The organism is Simiduia agarivorans SA1 = DSM 21679, from assembly GCF_000305785.2.
Lineage (GTDB): Bacteria > Pseudomonadota > Gammaproteobacteria > Pseudomonadales > Cellvibrionaceae > Simiduia > Simiduia agarivorans.
On the sequence record NC_018868.3, the window covers coordinates 3,403,753 to 3,424,040 of the forward strand.

Below are 20,288 nucleotides of genomic sequence, written 5' to 3' on the forward strand. Positions count from 1 at the left end.
ATTCGTTGCAGTGGTTTTTGTGGATCTTTGTCAGTCTGAACTGCGTCCATAAGCGCTTTTTGATCAGTCAATCGATGTGCGACTTTAATGATTCAATGACATGGACAACTGATGACGAGGCCAGCCAGCCTGCTAGGCAAAGTCATCCAGCCGGGTGCCCAGAAAGTCGGTTTCCAGGATGATGCTGAAGCGCCGTTGCGAGGGCGATCCGCGCCGCCCGCGGCGGCGCTCAGGGGCGGGGCTGCGAATGGTCAGCGCAGTCTCCGGCGCCGGTTTTAAATGCGGTTTCAGTTGTTCGTAAGCTTCGCACAGGCGCAGGTATTCATCGCTCGGGCGGCCGCCGGTGCGATCGGGGTGGTGCTGCATGGCCAACCGGCGGAACTGATGTTTTACCGTATTGGCACAGGCAGCGTCTGTTAACCCTAAAACCGAATAGTATTTTTTATGCATGCGCCTGTAGGCGCCCACCGGAGCGGCTTTGGTTTTATGACCGGTGAGCGGGGCGCAGTCTAAAAATGGCTGGCGTCTAAATCAACGTAGACTTACCAAAATGTGACGGTGTTAATGCTCGTTGTGTGGTGGCGGCATCAGCTGGTCACCGGCGGCGAGGCCTGCCAGCACTTCAATCTGTTCACCGTCGATCCGGCCGGGCTTCACAAAGCGCCGGTAAGCCTGCCCATCGGTCCACACCCACACCAGGTCGAGCTGACCGAACTGCACCAGGTAGGTGCGCGGAATCATCAGTGTCTCGGCGCTGCCGGCGGGCACTTGTAAGCGCGCGTACATGCCCGGCTGCAACTGGCTCGCATCGGTCAGGCGGGCTTTGATCAGGAAGCTGCGCGAGCCCGGATCGGCTGCCGGCACCCGCTCTTCCAGTCGGGCTTCGAGGGTTTTGTTCAGCGATGGCAACTCAACCGTGAGCGGCTGGTCCGGCGTCAAGGCCAGGGCCAGTTGTTCGCGCACCTGCGCTTCTACCCGCAGGGAATTGGGGTTGTACACGCTTAACAGGCGGGTGCCAGGGGTGGCGGTGTCGCCGGGTTCGGCAAACCGGTCTACCACTAAGCCATCGATGGGCGCGCGGATCTGGGCATAGGTAAGCGCGGTTTGCGCTTCGTTAAGCCCTTGTTCTGCGCCCGAAAGCTCCGCGCTGAGTGCATCGGCATTGGCGCGCGCGCGATCCAGATCGGCGGCCGCGAGCAGCCCTTGCGATTGCAGCTGTTCAGCGCGGGCGAGATTTTGGCGCGCTTCGGTGAGGCGCGCAGTCACTGCTTTGATTTGTTCTTGTGCCTGCCGGACTTTGGATTGCAAATCGGATTGCTCCAGCACAATCAGTAAATCGCCTTGCTTCACCCGGTCGCCAGCGCGCACTTTGATCGCATCTATGCGCGCCATGATGCGCGATGAAATTAAGGTGGCCTGCTTGGCTTCCACCGAGGCGGGCACGGCTTCATAGACCGGCTGCGGCTGGTGAGCGACCGTGTACAAATCTGCTGGCGCCGGTACCGAGGCGTCGTTCAGGCCGGGCGCGATTTTACTGTCGAAGGCGCCCGCCAACCAGGCCACGGCTAGCAACAGAAACACAATGGCGGCTGCGGGCAGGGCCAGTGCGTGCAGCAGGCTGCGTTGGGGTGTCTGTGTATCAGTCATGGGCGTGCTCCGAATTGCCAAAGACCAGCAGGTAAACCACCGGTACCACAATCAAGGTGAATAAGGTTGAGGCGATAATGCCGAAAATAATGGCGAGCGCGAGGCCGGAAAAAACCGGGTCGAGAGTAATCACTAAATTGCCCAGCAACGTGGTGCCTGCGGTGAGCAATACCGGCCGCATGCGCACGCTGCCGGCGGCAATCAGTGCATCGCGAATACTGTTGCCGGCGGCGCGTGCCTGTGTAATGAATTCCACCAGTATCAGGGAGTTGCGCACCACAATGCCGGCCAGAGCAATCATGCCGATCATGGCGGTGGCGGTGAACAACACTGGCTCTGGGCTACCTGCGATTACCCGTTCACCCCATTGGTTCAGGAACCAGAAGCCCGGCATGATGCCGATAATGGTGAGCGGAATGGCCGACATGATGATGAGCGACAGGGCGGTTGAGGCTGTTTGCATGCGCAGCACCACAAAGATGGCCGCCAGAGCGAATGCAAACGCCAGGCCCATATCGCGGAACACATCTTTGGTGATGCGCCATTCGCCTTCCCCGGTCCATTTGAGTGTAGTGCCCGCAGGTAATTGCCAGCCGTCGCCGGGCCCCGCAAAAAAGCTGGTGATGAAATTGCGTGATTGCCATTCGGTTTGCGCCGCACCCGGCTCAGCGCCCTGATCGGCGTTCACGTCGGCAATGATTTCGGCAGGTGTGCGGCCATTCAGTTCGGCCATCACATACACCACAGGTTGCAGGTCTTTATGGTGGATCGCGCGGTCGGCATCGAGTGCCACAAACCCGCCCAGTTCGCCGAGCGACACCAGTGGTTGAGGCGCGGTTTCTAACCCTTGCGGGTTGCTTTGTTGGGCGATGCCCGGCCGGCCTTTCACTTGCAGGCTCAGGAAGTCATTCAGGCTGGCCCGTTCGTCTACAGGTAAGCGCAACTGCACCGGCAGCGGTGCGCTCTCGCGCTCGGCATGTAAGTAACCCTGCAGGAAGCCCGCGTTGTAGCCGCCGTTGGCCATGGCCAGCGTGGCGTTGACATCTTCCGTGGCCACACCCGAGAGCGCGGCTTTTTGTTTGTCGAGCACAAAGCGCTGGCGGCTCTGGTGCGCTTCCACGGTGGAGTCGATTTCGGTTACGTGCGCTTCGCGCGCGAGCCGATCCATCAGGACCCTGGCCGCGTCCCTTTGGGTTGCGTAGTCGGTCAGCCCTTCTCCATAAATTTCTGCCACCAGCGTGCTCAGCACCGGTGGGCCGGGCGGCACTTCCACCACTTTGATGTTGATGTCGCCAGTATTAAAGGGAGCCAGTAATGCGCGCAGGCGCAGGACCACGCCGTGGGACTGATGTTCGCGTTCGGTCTTGTCGACCAGCGTTAAGCGAAGGTCGGCCATGTGGTTGCCGGTACGCTGATAATAGCGGCGTACCATGCCGTTGAAATCCATGGGCGAGGGCGTGCCCACAAAGGCGGCCACGGCGCGCACTTCCGGCACCTGGCTCACTTGCGCGGAAATGCGCCGGGCCATGGCGGCGGTCTGTTCCAGTGAGGCCGATTCGGGCATGTCCACCACTATCTGCACTTCGTTTTTGTTGTCGAATGGCAGCAGCTTCAATGGCACTGTGCGGAACATGGGCAGCAGGGCCGCGCCAATAAACAAGGCCAGCATGATCCAGAGTACGCCCTTGGCCCGGCGGGGGTTGTCCAGTAACGGGGTGATCATGCGCGCATAGGCGCTCTCGTTATTCGCGCTGGGTTCGGCCACATAGTCGTCGGCTTTGAGGAATTTGCTTGCGAGCCAGGGCGTGACCAGAAACGCCACCAGCGTGGAGGCAATCACCGATACCGGCACATTAAAGGCCATGGGTGCCATGTAAGGTCCCATCATGCCGGTAATGAACGCCAGTGGCACAAACGCCAGTACGATGGTGAGCGTGGACATGACCAGCGGGACTTTGAGTTCACTGATGGCGCCCACAATGCGCTCGGCTTTGCTGCCGCTGCCTTCTTTCAGAAAGCGCGAAATGTTGTCCACGCCGGTGATGGGGTCGTCCACCAACAGGCCGAGTGAGAGGATCAGCGCAAACAGGGTGACGCGATTTATGGTGTAGCCAAAGGCCATGTCCAGACCGAGTGTGGCGCCGTAACAGATTGGCACCGCCAGGCCCACAACCAAGGCCTGGCGCCAGCCCAGAAACACGCCGATAAAAATCACCACCGTAATAATCGCAAAGCCGAGACTGCTGGTGAGATTGTTCACTTTTTCGTTGGCGGTCTGGCCGTAATCGCGGATCACTTCCACCTGAATTTCCGGCGGCAGCAGTTCCTGCTCAAGCGTTGCAATCAATTGATGCACCGCGTCGGCCACGGTTACCGCATTGGAACCGCGTTGCTTGGCGACAGAAATAGCCACCATCGGGTAGCCGTCATTGGCGCTGCGGAATTCTGGGTGACCGGGGGCAAAATCAATCCAGGTGTAGTGACGGGCTTCTTCCGGGCCGTCGTTGATGGTGACCAGATCTTGTAAATACACTGGCACGCCATCAATGACACTCACCACCAACTGCTCCAGCTCGGCGCGGGTGCGGATAAAGTCGCCGGATTCCAGCTGAATGGCTTCATTGTTAAAGGTCCAGAGGCCGGCGGATTGCAATTGGTTGGACAGCCCCAGCGCACTGACGATTTCGGCCGGGGTGATTTTGCGCGCACTCAGGGCTTCGGGTTTAACCTTCAGCGTGATGGTGCGCGGCCGGCCGCCCACCACTTTCACTTCGCTGGTTTGCGGAATGGCCTGCAAGCCGGTGGAGATATCCTCGGCGAAACGGCGCAGCTCAAAATCGGTATAGCGGCCGGGGTCGCTGGACCAGAGGGAGAGCACCATGATAGGCACATCATCCACCTCCACCGGGCGCACTAACCAATCGGACACCACGCCCGGGATGCGGTCCTGATTGGAGTAGAGTTTGTTGTAGGTGTTGAGAATGGCCTCTTCCCGGTCCTGACCCACGTAGAAGCGCAGGGTGACGGCAGCCTGGCCGGTCTGGGACACCGAATAAACGTGCTCCACGCCCGGGATCTGCGCCAGCAGCTTTTCCAGCGGCGTGGTGACCTGGCGCTCGGTCTGGCGCGCGCTGAGGCCGGGGGCCTGTACCAGCACGTCAACCATAGGCACAACAATCTGGGGTTCTTCCTCGCGCGCGGTGAACTGCAGGGCCAGTACGCCGGTTAACAGGGAGGCGATAAAGATAAACAGTGGCAAACCACCTTTGAGGGTGCTGCCCACTGTTCTGTCCAGCCAATGGCTCATTGTGTGGCTTCCGGTGGGTGGGTGAATGTGTGCATATTAAATTAAATATTGCTAATTAAGCAATAGCTAATATAATAGAGCTGTTCAATCCTCATCCATTGAGGATAGGTGATGAATACTGAACCATTGAGGATCTGAAAATGACAGTAGATGAAGCGTTGCGTTTAATGGCCGGTGTGGCCGTGCTGGCCTCTGTGGCACTGGCGGTATGGGTTAACCCCTGGTTTCTGGCATTCACCGCCTTTGTAGGTGCTAACCTGCTTCAGTCGGCATTCACCCGATGGTGCCCGGCCATGTGGATGTTCCGGAAGCTGGGCTTGAAAGGTTAAGGAACCTCTGAATAACTCTGGTACCGCTCTGCGTGACCTGTAGCGGTCAGCCGCAAGGCGAGTTTCGTAGCTAATGGCCGTAGCCCTTAGCAAGAAGCTCAACGCAGCGGATGGCCGCTACAGGACACGCCCTCCGGGGCTTCCAGCAAATTCCATGCGCGGTGTTGCGACTTCTCGACAGACCCCGGTATGCCTTCGAAGCCGCGCCTAGTGCACGAAATTTGCTGGTAGCCAGAGCGGCACCAGAGTTATTCAGAGGTTCCTTTACAGCCTGTTCATAGGAGAAAAACCATGGCATTGAAAACCGTTCCCGAGTTAGTGGCCGAGGCACGCGCCAACGTGCGTTGTGTGGATGCGCCCACCGCCAAGGCGGAAATGGCGAATAACCAGGGCATTCTGGTGGATGTGCGAGAGCCGGGCGAAGCGGCGGCGAAGGCCGCCAAGGGTGCCATCAACATTCCCCGTGGCGTGTTGGAGATGAAAATTGGCGAGCTGTGCGCGAGCGCCGATCAGCCCATCTATATTCACTGCGCCACCGGTGGCCGTGCTGCGCTGGCGGCCGAACAGTTGTTGCGTATGGGCTATACGCAGGTGACCGCCTTGGCATGCGGTGTCGATCAGGTGTGCGGCACTTTCTGATGGCCGTCAGCCGGCCGCAAAAGGTTTTTGCGGCCGGCTAATGGTGTGCGAAGGGCGCAGGTTTGCCGTATAAATAGCCCTGTCCGTTGCTGATATTGAGGCTTCGGCACAATTGATGCTGTGCTTCGGTTTCAACGCCTTCAATCACTATGTCCAGCTCCAAAGCCTGAATCATTTGTACCAGGCCTTTCAGCAGTTTCTCCTGGCGAGGGTTTTTCTTCTCGGGCAGCATGGATCTGTCAATTTTTACCGTGCTGATAGGCAGATCCCGCAAATGAGACAAGGAAGAAAACCCGGTGCCGAAATCGTCCAGCGCGACGTTGAAACCGGCCTTTCGTAAATCACTCACCGCTTGGTAAACATCTGCACGTTGATCGGTAAACGCTGTCTCAGTCAGCTCCAGTACCAATCGCTCCGGTGACAGGTTGTAACTGGCAGCCTGCGCAATAATAAAGCTGGGCAGCTCCGGATCGCGCAGTTGCAGCGGCGACAGGTTGACCGTGACGTAATGATCGGCATCTAACACTGAAAGTTGACGGATGGCTTCACGGATGACCCAGTGACCGATATCCATAATCAGATTGGATTCCTGGGCAATGGGGATAAAGTCGTTGGGCGGGGTCAGTACACCCTCTCTTTGCCAGCGCACCAAAGCCTCGTAACCGCGAATCTGGCGATTGCTGATGGCGACGATGGGTTGAAAATGCAGGACAAATTCTTCGTGAGTCAGCGCTTTTCTCAGGCCATTTTCGATCATGACGCGGCGGGAAAATTCCGCTTGCATGTCAGCTTCAAAAAAACACACTTGGTTTTTGCCGTCCTGCTTGGCGCGATGCATGGCAATGTCGGCCTGCGTGATCAGTGTGTCGGCGTCTATGTTTTCGCTCGCCTGCGTACTGATGCCAATACTTGCGGAGGTGTAAAAAGTAAAACCATCAAACTCAAAGGGGGCAGGCAATACCTGCAGTATGCGGTTGGCGATTCGGGTGATTTCGTTAGCGGAGTGGACTTCCTGCAGGAAGATAACGAATTCATCACCGCCAAAGCGGGCAAATAATTCACTGCCGCGCAGGCAGCTGGAAATGCGACGCGCCACGCGGGTTAATAGTGCGTCGCCGTGTTTGTGCCCCCAGGTATCGTTGATTTTCTTGAAATTGTCGAGGTCGATAAACATCAGGGAGACCAGTTTTTTCTGGCGCCGTGACGCCAGTGCATTGGTTACGGTTTGCTCAAAAAAGAACCGGTTGCAAAGGCCCGTCAGGGTGTCGCGCTCCGCCAGAATTCGGGTGCGTTCGTGACTGGCAAGAAGTTTGGCTTCCAGTTCCTTGCGGGTTTTTGCATTGGCGATGACGGTTTTTAGCATGGTGGGATTGATGGATGACTTCAGTACGAAATCCTGCGCTCCAGCCTTCAGGCATTCAAGCGCCAGATTTTCATCGGTGCTGTTGCTCACCATGACCACCGTGCATTTGTTGGCTGATTGGTTGAGCTTCAGCTCGTTGAGAAAGCTGATACCGTCGACGTCCGGAAGGTGTTGGTCCAGTAGTATGACGTCGAAATTCATGGTGTTGATCATGTTGCGTGCCTCGCCAACACTTGCCGCAAAACACACCTTGATTGCATCCAGGCTTTTCTTCAGTGCGCGCTGAAACAGCTGTTGATCAAGATCGTCATCGTCTACAACCAATATGTCCATGTGCTTACTTCCTAATCGCCGGTATCTTGACTATTTTCCAATAGCCATCAAGAAGATGTACCACGTCAAGAAACTGGGTGCCACAATCGCTTTTCAGAAAATAGCCAGCTGAATTAAGCTCGTATGCTTTAATCTGATCCTGCTCGTCTTTTGATGTGGTGAGGACAAATACCACCGCGTCTTTGTGATCAGGCTCTGCGCGTAATTTTTCCAGAAACTCCAGGCCACCCATGCGTGGCAAGTTGAGGTCGAGTAATATCACGAAAGGCCTTTTGACCTCGCCGGTTGCCAGTGCTTCCAAGGCGCTCAATCCATCGTGGGCACGGTAAATGGGGTTGGCGATGCGGTTTTTTCTGAAGCTGCGCTCAATTGACATGGCATCAATATCGTCATCTTCCACCAGCAATAAGGTGATGTCTTCATTGCTCATGTTGCTGCTCCGTCATGGGGGGGACATCCAATGTGATCTTGAGTCCGCCCAGATCCGATTTGTTTACGCTGACCCGGCCGTGCAAACGTTTGATAGCCTTGGCGGTAATGGCCAGACCCATGCCGCTGCCTTCTACCTGGTCCCGTGGCTTCAGGGTTTTGAACGGTTGGAAAATGGTATCGTAGTAAGCTGGTTCAACGCCCGGGCCATTGTCTTCCACCTCTATGGTGCAGAAATCGCCGGTCTGGATGTGAATCCGGATCTGTTTATCGGTGCGCGGATTGTGTTTGATTGCATTGGAAATGACATTGCGCAAAACAATATCCAGTGCGCGACGGTCTGAATAAAGCGTAACGTCGTCGCCCGTGATATGAGTGAACTCGGCACAATCATGTAGCTGACACAAATCGCGGGCTAATTCATTGACGCTGAATGAAGTCGGCTCCAATGGCCGGGTACCGGCGCGCGAATAGAGCAGCAGATCATCCAGCAGTAAGGTCATGCGATCGCAGCGTTTGCGAATCAGGTTGAGGTTGTTCTGACCGTCTTCATCGAGTTTGTCATGATAGTCTTCTATGAGCCATTCGCTCAGGTTTTTTATGCCGACCAGTGGTGACTTGAGGTCGTGGGAAGCAATGTAGGCAAACTGTTCCACATCGGCATTGGCTTTGCTTAGCTGCTCAATGGTGGATTCCAGCTGATCGATCAGCGCGCGTTTTTCTTCAATCGACTGGAAGTTAACGGTGACAAGTTTTTGTTGGCTGTTATTGGTGGCATTGCCGGTAATGCGGCAGCTACACCAGATCCAGCGTCCATCTATCCGCAATTGACAGTCCAATGATAGCGGCTCGCCGGTGATATCCAGCGCCTGCCTGAATTGTGTATTAAAAGATGCCCTGTGCTCCGGCTGGATATAATCCACGATGCGTATGCCCGCGTCGGCCACATCGGTACCCACAGCCCGGTCAAACGGTTTGTTGCTGATAAAAATTTCACCCGCTTCATCGCACAAACACAGGTAGCTACCGGTGGCGTTCAGCGTCTGCTCAATAAGGCTGTCTTTTTCGCTGGCTTTCTCGGCTTGCTCTCGCATGCTCAGGTCTTTGCAGGTGAGCAGGCGTTCACCACCCAACCCCAATTGACTGACCGTGATTTCCACGCTGGTGCCGGCCAAGCGCGTTGCCAGCGTAAACTGGGGCTCCTGCAGCAAAGTGTCGAGCTGCAAGGAATCCAGCGCAGGGTGAATCAGATCGTGGAGGTTTGTTGCTGCAGGGGCCTGGCTTATGGCGTCGAGTGCCGGATTTTTCTTTTGGATATTGAGTGCCGGATCCAACAGCGCGAGTCCGTGCTGGCTGGTCTCGAACATTACGTTCAGGCGATTGTGGCTGGCTTCAAGCATGGCTTGCGCCTGCATGCGGGTGTGATTGAGCCTCAGCAACCACACGCACAGAGCCGCAATAAAGCCCGAAACAACCAGGGAAAAGTAAAAGTTACCGATAAACAGGTTGTTGTGTTCTTCGGTGTTAAACAGCTGAACGGTCAGCTGATGCGTATCCTGGTATACAGGGTGTTCGGCCAGCGCGGTCCAGTGGCCTGTGTAATTTCCTGCTAACGGTACACCGTCCTGCAGCAGATTGAAGTGGTAGTTTTTTTTGTCGGTGAAAAAGCGGATTTCATCTGCCAATAGCCGGCTGCCATCCGGGTCCAACGGCAACCTGAGGCCATAGAGCTTCATGCGGGTTTCCAGCCGGTTGGTCAGCAGTTCTGCATCCGCCTGCGCGGCGTCCAGTTGGAGTAGCTCCTGGCCGCGGATGTGCGGTAACTGCAGAGCCAGCAGGACAAACACGACGGCGGGTATGATCGTTGCGGTCTGCCATTGAATCAGTGTTTCCGGTCGTTTTTTACTGTGCCGGTACTGTGTGGTGAGCAAGGCCGTCGACGTCAGTAAAAACAGGGCTGCCGTATGAACCGCCATGGAGGTCATGGCCCGCCAGCCATAGGCAAAGGTCATGTTGGTGGCGTAGCCTGCCAGTGCCAATGCCGCTAAGCCAAGTGTCAGGCTGGCGGCGGGCGCGGCCAGTAGCCGTTGCCAGCGGCTCAATGCACCCGGCAAGAATGCAATACCCATCAACACAAACCCGGCCGCGGTATTGGGCGCCATGCGCCCGGGGTGCGACGTGCGGGTTTGCAAATAGTGCTGCATAAACAGCTCGTCAATGCCGAGGTCGGTGGCGAAGGCGTACTGCCAGAGAGTGGCGCTGCCCATCAGGATCAGGAGCGCGCCAGCAGCGCGACGAAGCAGTGGCCTGGATTCCAATAGCATGCCCACGGCGATGAGCAGGAAGCCAAGGGCGGTATTGAATTGCATGGGGGCCCACGCCGGGTTGACCTGAAGTACCCGGGGCCAATGAAAATACCAACCAAGCATGACCAGGCATGCGGCGGCCAGCACGAGTTGTGCGGCCACCCCTTGGCCTGCAATGTACCTGCGTCTCACTTCCATAGAGATGTCTACACGAACGGCGACGCCTTAAATATAGATGGTTGGCATCGGTTGGCAAGTAGGGGATGAAGCTAGCGGGGATTGTAAAAAAGGCTGCCCCAATGGTGAGGCAGCCGCAGTGTTATTCCGTTTTGGCCTGTTTTCTGGCATCGACAAGTGCGAGGTGAGTCAGCGCAAAAGCGATACCACGACGCAGGCCAACCCGCCAGTTTGTCAGATGGCGATCTTTGACCTCGCAATTGGTGCAGCCTAGATTGCGGGCGGACACCTGCTCAAACCAGATTTTTTCCTGGTTGTAATAAATATTGAGTTTGATTTCGTGGTTTTTATGAGCATACACCGCCAGAATTCTGCCTGGCTCCTCTTCTGCAACTACCCAGTGGTAGCGCTTCATGCCCTCTTTGATGGGGGCGGCCGGCTCGGTTACGTAGCTGGAAATCTGGAACGGGTCGTCGTATTTGGTAAAGGCGTTGACCTCGTGTGCCGAGACCAAGCAGAGGCCGAGCAGACTGGTAGCCAGTACTTTTGTCAGGTTCATGGCGTGTCTCCTTACAGGCGGCCCAAAGCACGGGTGATTTGTTTTACCAGTGACTGATTGTATTTGTAGTAATTGCTGTGAGTCTTGTAGCAATAATCTCCCACAAGCATTTCGCACTCGTAGGCATCCAATCCGCCAGCATATTTGATTTGAACGGCGTCTGCAGTGTATTCGATGCGGTGGAAAATCGAGTGGCCCTTGTAATCCCAGCGAGCCAGTACGTAGCCGTCGCCTTCCTGTTCTAACACCCAGGCAGCACCCTTGGTTTCCAGCATGCCAGTGAGGATCGCAAGTCGCGCCTTGGCTGCACTGCCAGTGGGGTTCTCAATTAAATCGTAGACGCCGCGCATTTTTGATTCAGAGGCGGCACCACGGGCAGGTTTTTTGTAGACGAATTCTTCTGGTGCGGCATGGCTGACGGCAGAGGTCAGCGCGGCGCCAAGCACCAGCGGAAGCAGTAGTTTATTCATGGCAAGATCCGTTGCTATTAATTGCCGGCACATTGTACCGGACTAGCTCAGGTTCACCACCTGGATTTCGCCCAGGTGCTTGTCGCGCACGCGCCGGACAATGAGTGCATAAACCCCCGCAAGAATGGCGGTGGATATGACCAGCCAGCTGATGCTGTAGACGGGTTGGCTCATCACCTGACTCATTTGCCAGAGGTTCGAGGCAATCCAGTAGGACAGCATCAGGCTCCAGATCAGGCTGAAGCGTAGCCAGCCGGAACCGGCTTCCCGCTGCATGGCGCCCAAGGTGGCGACGCAGGGGGCGTAAAGCAACACAAACGCCAGGAAACAGAACGCCGCCCAGGCGGAAGGGAACAGGCTGGCAATGGGGCTGTCTTTAATGAGGCTCAGACTGGAGTCGTCTTCTTCCTCGGCCTCAATGCCCACCAGCGCTTTGCCATTGTCGGCAATGCTGCCAAAGGCGCCGGCCAGGTCACCCATGAAGTCGGGCATCTCCACCGGGCCTTCGTTGGTATCCGCCTCTTCGTTGGTGTAGAGCGTCTGGATGGTGCCCACCATCACTTCCTTGGCAAACAGGCCTGAAAACAAACCGAGTGTGGCTTGCCAGTTATCTTCGCCAATACCGATGGGTGTGAGAGCGGGCGTGAGTTGTTTGCCAATCCAGGCGAGTGCGGAATCGGAGCTGCCCGGTGCGCCCCAGCTGCCGTCGGTTTTCACCGCGCCCAGACAGGACAATACGATCACCACGGCCATGATGCGCTTGCCGGCGCGCATCATGAAACTGTACAGACGATGGCCGGCCTGGGTGAATACATTGCGCCAGACCGGGCGGCGGTAGGACGGCATCTCCAGAATGGAGGGCTCGTGGTAGCGACCAAACAGGGTTTTGCGCAACAGCCAGGCGGAGCCCACTGCCACCAGAATGCCGAGCAGGTAAAGCGCAAAAATCGCCAGACCCGAGTGCTCGGGGAAAAATGCACTGCCCACAAACACGTATACCGACAGGCGGGCGCTGCAGGACATAAATGGCGCGATAAAAATAGTGGTCAGGCGCGCGGAGGTGGAATTGAGCGAACGTGCGGCCATCACGGAGGGCACGTTGCAGCCAAAGCCCACGATCAACGGAATGAACGCCTGGCCGGGCAAACCGATGCGGCTCATGACGCCATCGATGACGAACGCCGCCCGGGCCAGATAACCGGAGTCTTCCAACCAGCTCATGCACAGGTAGAGCGCGCCAATGACCGGGATAAAGGTGGCAATCAGCTGGATACCCGCGCCCACCCCATCGGCCAGGAAGGCAATCAGCCACGCCGGTGCGCCGGCGCTGGCCAGGGCCCAACGGGCACCTTCCACAATCCAGCTGCCGAGCCAGATATCGAAGAAATCGATAAAAATGGAGCCCACTTCCACCGAAATCATGAACAGTAAATACATCACGAACAGGAAGCTGGGAATCGCCAGTGCAGGGTGCAGTAACCAGCGGTCGATTTTCTCCGTCAGAGTGGCCTCGCCGGTAAAGCGGGTGGCGCGGTCGATCACGGCGATCAGTCCTTCCTGACTGAGGGGCTGTGTCACCGGGCCGCAGCCGCAGTCGGTATCGCAGTTGCCGTCGGTGGCCGGTGCCAGCGAGGCCGTCAGGGCCTGTTCGAGGGCGTGGTTCAGGTCGTTGATGCCAGTGTGTTTGGCGGCGGAAATCTGTACCAGCCGGCTGCCGAGCAGGGCCTTGAGTTCGGTCAGATCCAGCTGGATGCCGTGGTCTGCGAGGGCATCCATCATGTTCAGCGCAATGACCAGCGGGCGGCCGGTGGCGGCCAGCTGGGGGATCAGTTCCGCTTGCCGGCGCAATTGGGTGGCGTCCAGCACCAGGATAATGGCGTCCGGGCTCGCCGTGCGCAGATAGTCGTTGGTGACCTTGGCATCGATCGACAGCGGGCAGTCAGTGAGCATGTGCACACCGGGCAGGTCAATCAGCTCGACCTTTTCGTTGCCAACTTTGAATTCACCGATTTTCTGCTCAACCGTGACGCCGGCCCAGTTGCCGGTGCGTTGGTTGGATTTGGTGAGGACGTTGAAGAGGGTGGTTTTGCCGCAGTTAGGGCTGCCCACCAGAGCAATCTGTTTCAAGCTGTTTCCCGGAATTCAGCGCGGGCGTCAGAGCCCGCGGGGTGTTCAGGCCAGAGCGACCTCTATGTTGGCGGCATCTTCAGGGCGGATGGCGTAGAGCGCCCCCTGCACCTTGGCCTGCATGGGGCCGCGGCCCAGCGCCTTGTGCATCACTTCGATAGGCGCGCCCGGGGCAATACCCAGCTGCGCGCACTGGCTTTGTAAAACCTGGCTGTTGCTGTTGATGGCCACTACGCGGGCGGTCTGGCGGATTTTCAGCTGGTCCAGTGTCACGGGGTTGCCCTCAATACGAATAGACGATGCGTCAGAAGATGATAACCATTATCTTTTGTCATTATGTTCTTATCCTTGCGTTACATCAATAGCCGGTAAAATGTGAGTAACCTTTGGCGGATTTGGGGTATTGGACTGGTACTCGTCCGATCTGGGTTTACACTTCAGGTGGAGGTGTGACATGCAGCGAACCCGAGACATTACCGCGTTTTTCGTCAGCGATCAGGATCGCCTGAACGTATTACTGGAGGCCGCCAGCCAGGCGCAGAGTGCGGAGCAATGCCAGCAGCTCTTCATGGCGTTCCGGACGGGCTTGCGCCGGCATATCCAATGGGAAGAAAGCCTGTTGTACCCGGTGTATGAAAAAACCAAGGGTTCCTTGCAGCTGAGCCCCACCGGGCCCTTATCGGCAGATCACCGGCGCCTGGAAACACTGATGGACGCGGCGCTGGCCTATGAGTACCCGGCCGCTGCACCGGAAATCACGGCGCTCAAGGCGCTGCTTGAGCCGCACAACCAGCGCGAAGCCAGAATGATTTATCCCACCGTCGACAGCCATTGCCCGGGGCCGGAGCGCGATGCGTTGCTGGCCGAAGTGCAGGATGCACTGGCCAAGGCCGACGATCTTTACTGCCTCGGTTAACCTGGCCCCACGCTTGACCCACTGGTGGGGCCGGTTTACAGAATCCAACGGTCAAAGGGCAGTACTTCCACCGTTTCCCCTTCGGCCTGGTTACCGGCAAACTGACCGAGTTTGATGTAACAGTCGGCGCGGGTCATGGAGCTGAGTACCCCGGAGCTTTGTTCATCCTGCGGCGTAGCCACCAATTTGCCTTCCCGCGTCGTTAGTGAGCCGCGCTGAAAATCGGTGCGCCCGGGGCGTTTACGGGTGGTGGCGCCGAGTTCGGCTGGTAGGCAGAGGGGCGTTGCCGGCAATTCGCCGGCCAGCCGTTGCAGGGCCGGCAGGGCAATCTGGTGAAAGGTGAGCGCGGCCGACACCGGGTTGCCGGGCAAGCCGAAGAACCAGGCGCTGCCCAGCCGGCCAAAGGCCAGCGGTTTGCCGGGCTTCATGGCAATTTTCCAGAAGGTGATATCGCCCAGCTCGCCCAGTATGTCGCGGGTGTAGTCGGCCTCGCCCACCGAGACGCCGCCCGAACTCAGGATCAGGTCACACTCTGATTGGGCGCGCTCAAATGCCGCGCGGATGGCGGCCGGGTCATCGGCAATCAACCCGTAATCCAGGATCTCCACGTTCAGCCGGGTGAGGATGGCACTCAGCAGGTAGCGATTGCTGTCGTAGATCTGGCCCGAGGCCAGGGGCGTGCCGGGCGGGCAGAGTTCGTCTCCGGTGGATAACAGGCCCACCCGCAGGCGCCGGAATACCGGTACCTCGGCCAGGCCCAGCGAGGCCAAGAGGCCAATATGGGCCGGGCCCAGGCGAACACCAGCGCGCAGTATCTGGCTGCCTTTGTCGATGTCGCCGCCGCGGCGGCGCACGTTGGTACCGACTTTGAGTTTCTGGGGGTGGGTCAGGCGGATCTGTTCGCCTTCTACATTCACGTCTTCCTGCATCACCACCAGGTCGGTGCCTTTGGGCATGGGGGCACCGGTCATGATGCGCACGCACTGGCCACGGCCCACGTCACCGTCAAAGGCGTGGCCGGCAAAGGACTTGCCGACCTGCTTGAAGGTGGGGAACTGGTTCAGGTCGGCCGAACGCAGGGCGTAGCCGTCCATGGCGGAGTTGTCGTAGCCGGGCACGTCGATGGGCGCGTGAATGTCCTCGGCCAGAATGCGGTCGAGGGCGGTGGGCAGGGCCTGAGTTTCCGTTTCGCGAATGGCGTGGAGTTGGCGATAAATCATCGCCTCGGCTTCGTCCAGGGGCATCAGCCCGGGGGCGTCACAGCAGCCCATGGTGACCTCGGTTCAGTTAACTCATAAAGGGTAAAGGATACCGCAAACTCAGTGCTGTTGGTTGACCATCCATACGGCCGCTTCCACGCGCGAGCGCAGGCCCAGTTTTTTCAGTACATGTTTGACGTGGACTTTGACGGTGCCGTCGGAAATGTCCAGGTCGCGGGCGATGAGCTTGTTGGAAAGCCCTTTGGCGATGAGTTTGAGAATTTCATGTTCGCGGCTGGTGAGTTTGGCCAGCAGGCTGGTTTTGCTGGTTTCACCTTTGCGGATGGCTTTGGCCAGTACGTGGGTGAGTTTGTCGGAAATCACCATCTTGCCGCTGGCGGCCTGCTTGATCTGCTCCAGAATATCTTCCGGCTCCATGTCTTTTAACAGGTAACCATCGGCGCCGTAAGTGATGGCGCACACCACGTCCTCGTCGCTGTCGGATACCGTGAGCATCACGATGCGCGAGGTGACGCCGGCTTCGCGCATGGCACGCAAGGTTTCCAGCCCGTCCATGCCTTGCATGTTCAGATCCAGCACGATCAGATCTGGGTCGGTCTCTTCCGCCAGACGCAGGGCATCTTTGCCATTGCTGGCTTCGCCCACCAATGCCAGTTCGTCTTCCAATTCAATCAGCTGCACCAGGCCTTTGCGCAACAGGGGGTGGTCGTCTACTAACAGGATGCTGGTCAGGTCTGCGTTCATAGTCGTCATGCGGGTAAGTTTTTTCAGGCATTAACATGGCGAATTCGTGTGCCGGTCGCAACTGCAAACTGAATTTGGCTTGATGTAGGTCATGCTTTTGTTGCTCTTTATCGACCTAGCTGGTCGCCGGCCTACCTATTTGGTGTCTGGCGGCCTCCCGGGCCGGGGCTTATTCCGCGTGGGATGCCCGTTTGCCGATACCCCGCTGTAGGTAAACCGCCGCAGGGTTTTCTACCCCGGAGCTACTCCCCCTAGCGCATTGAGCCGTCTGAAGCCCCTCTTCATAGTGAAGCGGTAATGCCATCAATGTGGAGAGAGCAATGACTACAACCAGTGCCACCCAATCCGGTGCGCCCGCCAAAAGCGGCTACGGCCCCGGCGACAATATCAAACAATGGAATCCGGAAGACGATGCCTTCTGGGAAGCCACCGGCAAGAAAGTGGCCAACCGCAACCTGTGGATTTCCATTCCCAGTTTGCTGTGTGGTTTTGCCGTCTGGCTGTACTGGGGCATCATCACGGTACAGATGTTGAACCTGGGCTTTCCCATCGCCAAGGCGGATTTGTTTACCCTCACGGCCATTGCCGGTTTAACAGGCGCAACGCTGCGGATTCCGAGCAGTTTTTTCATCCGCTTATGCGGCGGCCGCTACACAATTTTCTTTACTACTGCGTTGCTGATGATTCCGGCACTGGGTACCGGTCTGGCGCTGCAGGACATGAACACGCCGTTGTGGGTGTTCCAGGCGCTGGCGTTTTTATCTGGCCTGGGTGGCGGTAACTTCGCCTCCTCCATGTCCAACATCAATTTTTTCTTCCCGAAAAAGAGTCAGGGCCTGGCGCTGGGCATGAATGCCGGTCTGGGCAATTTTGGTGTGACCACCATGCAAATCGTGGTACCCCTTGTGATGACCTTTGGTTTGTTCGGCGCCATGGGCGGCGACGCCATGGTGTTGAAAGAAACTTCCGGTACGCTGATTGGTAAAATCGCCGCAGGCAGCGACACCTACATCCAGAATGCCGGTTTTGTCTGGTTGCTGGTGCTGATTCCTTTGGCCTTCGCCGGTTGGTTCGGCATGAACAACCTGAACACCGAAGAGGCCACGCCTTCGCTGCCGAATCCGATCGTCGCCTTCTCGATCATCCTCGGCATGTTGGGTATTGGTTTGCTGACCGCGTTGGTGGGCCTGTGGTTGTTGTTGCCCGAAGCGGCCAATGGTTCCGGCTTTGGCGTGCCCAAAGAAATTGTGCTGGTGCTTGTGTTGGCGTCCACCCTGTTTTTGCTCAAGCTGATTCCCGGTCAGGTGAAAACCAACCTCAACCGCCAGTTTAAAATTTTCAGCAACAAACACACCTGGGTGATGAGTGTGATCTACACCATGACCTTCGGTTCCTTCATTGGGTTTGCGGCGGCCTTCCCGCTCTCGATCAAAGTGATCTTTGGTTACCAACACCTGTTGGTGGACGGCGTGATGACCCACAATACCGTCAACCCCAACGGTCCCAGCGCCCTGATGTTTGCCTGGATGGGTCCGTTCATTGGTGCGCTTATCCGTCCTTTCGGTGGCTGGATTTCCGACAAGTGGGGTGGTGCCCTGGTAACCCAGATCTGCTCTATCGGCATGGTATTGGGCGCACTGTCTGCGGCTTACTACATGCAAGCGGCCTACAGCTCGGCCACGCCCGAGCAGTACTTCGTGCCTTTCTTTGTCAGCTTCATGGTGTTGTTTGCCTCCTCCGGTATCGGTAACGGCTCCACTTTCCGCACCATCGCCATGGTGTTCCCGAAAGAGCAGGCAGGCCCCGTACTGGGTTGGACTTCCGCTGTGGCCGCTTACGGCGCCTTCTACATCCCGCAGGTCATCGGTGAACAGATCAAAGCCGCCACCCCGGAAGTGGCACTGGTGGGTTTCGCCATCTTCTACGCGGTATGTGTGGTGATCAACTGGGCCTTCTACCTGCGCAAGAGCGGTGAGTTCTACAACCCGTAACAGACCTTAAGTGTGCTCTGTACTGAGCCCATAGTCTTGGCCCGTTCGCGGGCCTTTTTTATGTCCAGGGATGGACTGTATGCCGACAGGAGCCATGGATGGCGAGTCGGCGACGACCGCCAATAAGTACCAAGGGGTCTGGCCCCTTGGTACTTTCGTGAAGGACGTTCAATTGACCTAGGTCAGCTTCGGCTTAGTGCAATCGCTTCTATTATGAAACTTTCACCAGTTCGGAGTTGGGCATGGGGCTTGCTGTTGACCGGGTTGAGTACACGCCTGAAGAATTTCCACCTTACTCGGATCGTTTGTACGAGTGTCTGGATGCACTGGCCACGGCGATCCGAGATCCGGCCTTTGGTCGCGGTGCGCGCAAGATCGGCGCCGAGCTGGAGCTGTGCATTGTGGATGCTGCCGGGCAGCCGTTGCCGGAGAACCGCGCTATTCTGGATCAGGCCGCACGCCTGTATCCGACCGACAATCCCTATACCGTTGAGCTCAACCGGCACAACCTTGAAATCAATGCCGAGCCACAGTTGGCCGCAGACATGGGGTTTTGGCAGCTGGAACAACAGCTGAGCCAGCACTGGCAGCGGCTGGAGGCAATCGCTGAAAGCCAGGGGGGCGGTCTGGTGGCGATCGGTATTTTGCCCACGCTCACGGAAGCGAATTTGCTGGAATCGGGCATGACCGCGATGGCCCGTTATCAGGCCTTATCGCATGCGCTTCGGGCCTGGCGGGGCGAGGATTTCCGGTTGTGCATAGAAGGCAGTGAACGTCTCGACACCCAATGCTCGCATGTGGCCCCGGAAGGCGCCAATACGTCGTTCCAGTTTCACCTGATGGTGGCGCCCGAGGCCTTTGCCGATACCTTTAATGCCGTCCAGCTCACCACGCCGTTGGTGCTGGCGGTAGCCGCCAATTCGCCGTGTTTTCTGGAGCGCCTGTTGTGGGATGAAACCCGTATTGCCCTGTTCAAACAGTCCATTGATTGCCGCAATCCGGCCCGCCGGGCCTGGCACGAGCCGGCGCGGGTGGCCTTTGGCCATGGCTGGGTGCGGACGGATGCGTGGGAGCTTTTTGCCGAAGCAGTGGCCTTGTATCCGCCGCTGTTTCCGGTGTTGTCGCCACGCTCCCCCTTAGATCCCGTGGCCGGCCAGCAATGGCCGGCATTACCCGAATTGGCGTTGCACATGGGCACCACCTGGCATTGGAACCGGCCGGTGTACGAGGCCGGCGATGGTGGCAGTGTGCGCATTGAAATGCGGGCACTGCCGGCGGGGCCGTCGGTGCTGGATATGATGGCCAATGCCGCACTCGCGACGGGTCTGGCCGAAGGGCTGAAAACCCGGGTGGCGCCTTTGTTGGCGAGTCTGCCGTTCCGGTTTGCCGAACAGAATCTGTACCGCGCCGCGCGGCAAGGGTTGGATGCGGAACTGATCTGGCCTGATCCGGCCAGCCACCGGCTTGGGTGTCGGCGCGCGGGCGACATTCTGACGTCATTGCTGCCGCTGGCCGAGCAGGGGTTATTGAACCTGGGCATGGAGGCGTCATTGGTGCAGCGCTATCTGAGCGTGATCAGCGAGCGGCTTGAGCGCAATATCACCGGCGCCCGCTGGCAGCGACAACAGCTCACCGATTGCGGGGGGCAATCCCGCCGGCAAGCGCTGGCCGCCATGCTCAGTCGCTATCGTCAGCATCAGGCCACCGGCGCGCCGGTGCACGCATGGTAAG

General features: G+C 57.8%; 17 protein-coding genes. 5 read left to right on the forward strand and 12 right to left on the reverse strand.

Annotated elements, in window-relative coordinates; translation table 11 throughout:
• Positions 1-132: 132 nt before the first annotated feature.
• From M5M_RS19690 to M5M_RS15390, 3 genes are all read right to left on the reverse strand, one after another.
• A complete protein-coding gene (locus tag M5M_RS19690; protein ID WP_015048419.1) occupies positions 133-450 on the reverse strand; it encodes a DnaJ domain-containing protein in 318 nt (105 codons plus the stop codon).
• 111 nt (positions 451-561) lie between these two features.
• Entirely contained in the window at positions 562-1,647 is a 1,086-nt protein-coding gene (locus M5M_RS15385; RefSeq protein WP_015048420.1) for an efflux RND transporter periplasmic adaptor subunit, read from the reverse strand.
• The gene (locus tag M5M_RS15390; protein ID WP_015048421.1) at positions 1,640-4,954 is read right to left on the reverse strand and encodes an efflux RND transporter permease subunit; all 3,315 of its coding nucleotides are present in this window, start codon (positions 4,952-4,954) and stop codon (positions 1,640-1,642) included. The genes M5M_RS15385 and M5M_RS15390 overlap by 8 nt, the downstream gene beginning before the upstream one ends.
• 140 nt (positions 4,955-5,094) lie before the next feature.
• Between M5M_RS15390 and M5M_RS15395 the strand changes: the two genes are divergently transcribed.
• Together M5M_RS15395 and M5M_RS15400 are read left to right on the forward strand one after the other, a co-directional pair.
• Positions 5,095-5,283, forward strand: coding sequence for a YgaP family membrane protein (locus M5M_RS15395; protein WP_015048422.1), 189 nt, complete (start codon positions 5,095-5,097; stop codon positions 5,281-5,283).
• Between the two features lie 291 nt (positions 5,284-5,574).
• Positions 5,575-5,922 (forward strand): rhodanese-like domain-containing protein, encoded by a 348-nt coding sequence (locus M5M_RS15400; protein WP_015048423.1) that lies wholly within the window; start codon positions 5,575-5,577, stop codon positions 5,920-5,922.
• Between the two features lie 37 nt (positions 5,923-5,959).
• Here M5M_RS15400 and M5M_RS15405 read toward each other — a convergent pair whose 3' ends face one another.
• The 7 genes from M5M_RS15405 to M5M_RS15435 all read right to left on the reverse strand — a co-directional run bounded on the left by M5M_RS15405 (position 5,960) and on the right by M5M_RS15435 (position 13,959).
• Positions 5,960-7,618, reverse strand: coding sequence for a two-component system response regulator (locus tag M5M_RS15405; RefSeq protein ID WP_015048424.1), 1,659 nt, complete (start codon positions 7,616-7,618; stop codon positions 5,960-5,962).
• 4 nt (positions 7,619-7,622) lie between these two features.
• Entirely contained in the window at positions 7,623-8,048 is a 426-nt protein-coding gene (locus M5M_RS15410; RefSeq protein ID WP_015048425.1) for a response regulator, read from the reverse strand.
• Positions 8,038-10,515: an ATP-binding protein gene (locus tag M5M_RS19695; RefSeq protein ID WP_016389716.1), complete on the reverse strand. Its 2,478-nt coding sequence runs from the start codon at positions 10,513-10,515 to the stop codon at positions 8,038-8,040. The genes M5M_RS15410 and M5M_RS19695 overlap by 11 nt, the downstream gene beginning before the upstream one ends.
• Before the next feature lie 157 nt (positions 10,516-10,672).
• Positions 10,673-11,089: a hypothetical protein gene (locus M5M_RS15420; RefSeq protein WP_015048428.1), complete on the reverse strand. Its 417-nt coding sequence runs from the start codon at positions 11,087-11,089 to the stop codon at positions 10,673-10,675.
• A gap of 11 nt (positions 11,090-11,100) precedes the next feature.
• On the reverse strand, positions 11,101-11,559 hold the full coding sequence (locus M5M_RS15425; RefSeq protein WP_015048429.1) for a hypothetical protein: 459 nt from the start codon (positions 11,557-11,559) through the stop codon (positions 11,101-11,103).
• Positions 11,560-11,601: 42 nt separating this feature from the next.
• Positions 11,602-13,686 (reverse strand): ferrous iron transport protein B, encoded by a 2,085-nt coding sequence (feoB, locus tag M5M_RS15430; protein WP_015048430.1) that lies wholly within the window; start codon positions 13,684-13,686, stop codon positions 11,602-11,604.
• A 45-nt stretch (positions 13,687-13,731) separates the two neighbouring features.
• Complete coding sequence (locus M5M_RS15435) at positions 13,732-13,959, reverse strand: FeoA family protein (RefSeq protein WP_015048431.1); 228 nt, start codon at positions 13,957-13,959, stop codon at positions 13,732-13,734.
• Positions 13,960-14,140: 181 nt separating this feature from the next.
• Between M5M_RS15435 and M5M_RS15440 the strand changes: the two genes are divergently transcribed.
• Positions 14,141-14,602: a hemerythrin domain-containing protein gene (locus M5M_RS15440; RefSeq protein WP_015048432.1), complete on the forward strand. Its 462-nt coding sequence runs from the start codon at positions 14,141-14,143 to the stop codon at positions 14,600-14,602.
• 35 nt (positions 14,603-14,637) lie between these two features.
• Here M5M_RS15440 and moeA read toward each other — a convergent pair whose 3' ends face one another.
• Both moeA and narL read right to left on the reverse strand, forming a co-directional pair.
• Complete coding sequence (moeA, locus tag M5M_RS15445; protein WP_015048433.1) at positions 14,638-15,873, reverse strand: molybdopterin molybdotransferase MoeA; 1,236 nt, start codon at positions 15,871-15,873, stop codon at positions 14,638-14,640.
• A 48-nt stretch (positions 15,874-15,921) separates the two neighbouring features.
• Positions 15,922-16,566, reverse strand: coding sequence for a two-component system response regulator NarL (gene narL / locus M5M_RS15450; protein ID WP_015048434.1), 645 nt, complete (start codon positions 16,564-16,566; stop codon positions 15,922-15,924).
• Positions 16,567-16,886: 320 nt separating this feature from the next.
• Here narL and M5M_RS15455 point away from each other — a divergent pair, with 320 nt between their 5' ends.
• The gene (locus M5M_RS15455) at positions 16,887-18,557 is read left to right on the forward strand and encodes an MFS transporter (RefSeq protein WP_015048435.1); all 1,671 of its coding nucleotides are present in this window, start codon (positions 16,887-16,889) and stop codon (positions 18,555-18,557) included.
• Positions 18,558-18,799: 242 nt separating this feature from the next.
• Positions 18,800-20,287: a glutamate-cysteine ligase family protein gene (locus M5M_RS15460; RefSeq protein ID WP_015048436.1), complete on the forward strand. Its 1,488-nt coding sequence runs from the start codon at positions 18,800-18,802 to the stop codon at positions 20,285-20,287.
• Position 20,288: the final 1 nt, after the last annotated feature.

Coding starts and splice junctions, on each gene's coding strand:
- M5M_RS19690 (WP_015048419.1), bottom strand. CDS start 450: ATGCATAAAAAATACTATTCGGTTTTAGGGTTAACAGACGCTGCCTGT.
- M5M_RS15385 (WP_015048420.1), bottom strand. CDS start 1,647: ATGACTGATACACAGACACCCCAACGCAGCCTGCTGCACGCACTGGCC.
- M5M_RS15390 (WP_015048421.1), bottom strand. CDS start 4,954: ATGAGCCATTGGCTGGACAGAACAGTGGGCAGCACCCTCAAAGGTGGT.
- M5M_RS15395 (WP_015048422.1), top strand. CDS start 5,095: ATGACAGTAGATGAAGCGTTGCGTTTAATGGCCGGTGTGGCCGTGCTG.
- M5M_RS15400 (WP_015048423.1), top strand. CDS start 5,575: ATGGCATTGAAAACCGTTCCCGAGTTAGTGGCCGAGGCACGCGCCAAC.
- M5M_RS15405 (WP_015048424.1), bottom strand. CDS start 7,618: ATGGACATATTGGTTGTAGACGATGACGATCTTGATCAACAGCTGTTT.
- M5M_RS15410 (WP_015048425.1), bottom strand. CDS start 8,048: ATGAGCAATGAAGACATCACCTTATTGCTGGTGGAAGATGACGATATT.
- M5M_RS15420 (WP_015048428.1), bottom strand. CDS start 11,089: ATGAACCTGACAAAAGTACTGGCTACCAGTCTGCTCGGCCTCTGCTTG.
- M5M_RS15425 (WP_015048429.1), bottom strand. CDS start 11,559: ATGAATAAACTACTGCTTCCGCTGGTGCTTGGCGCCGCGCTGACCTCT.
- M5M_RS15440 (WP_015048432.1), top strand. CDS start 14,141: ATGCAGCGAACCCGAGACATTACCGCGTTTTTCGTCAGCGATCAGGAT.
- moeA (WP_015048433.1), bottom strand. CDS start 15,873: ATGGGCTGCTGTGACGCCCCCGGGCTGATGCCCCTGGACGAAGCCGAG.
- narL (WP_015048434.1), bottom strand. CDS start 16,566: ATGAACGCAGACCTGACCAGCATCCTGTTAGTAGACGACCACCCCCTG.
- M5M_RS15455 (WP_015048435.1), top strand. CDS start 16,887: ATGACTACAACCAGTGCCACCCAATCCGGTGCGCCCGCCAAAAGCGGC.
- M5M_RS15460 (WP_015048436.1), top strand. CDS start 18,800: ATGGGGCTTGCTGTTGACCGGGTTGAGTACACGCCTGAAGAATTTCCA.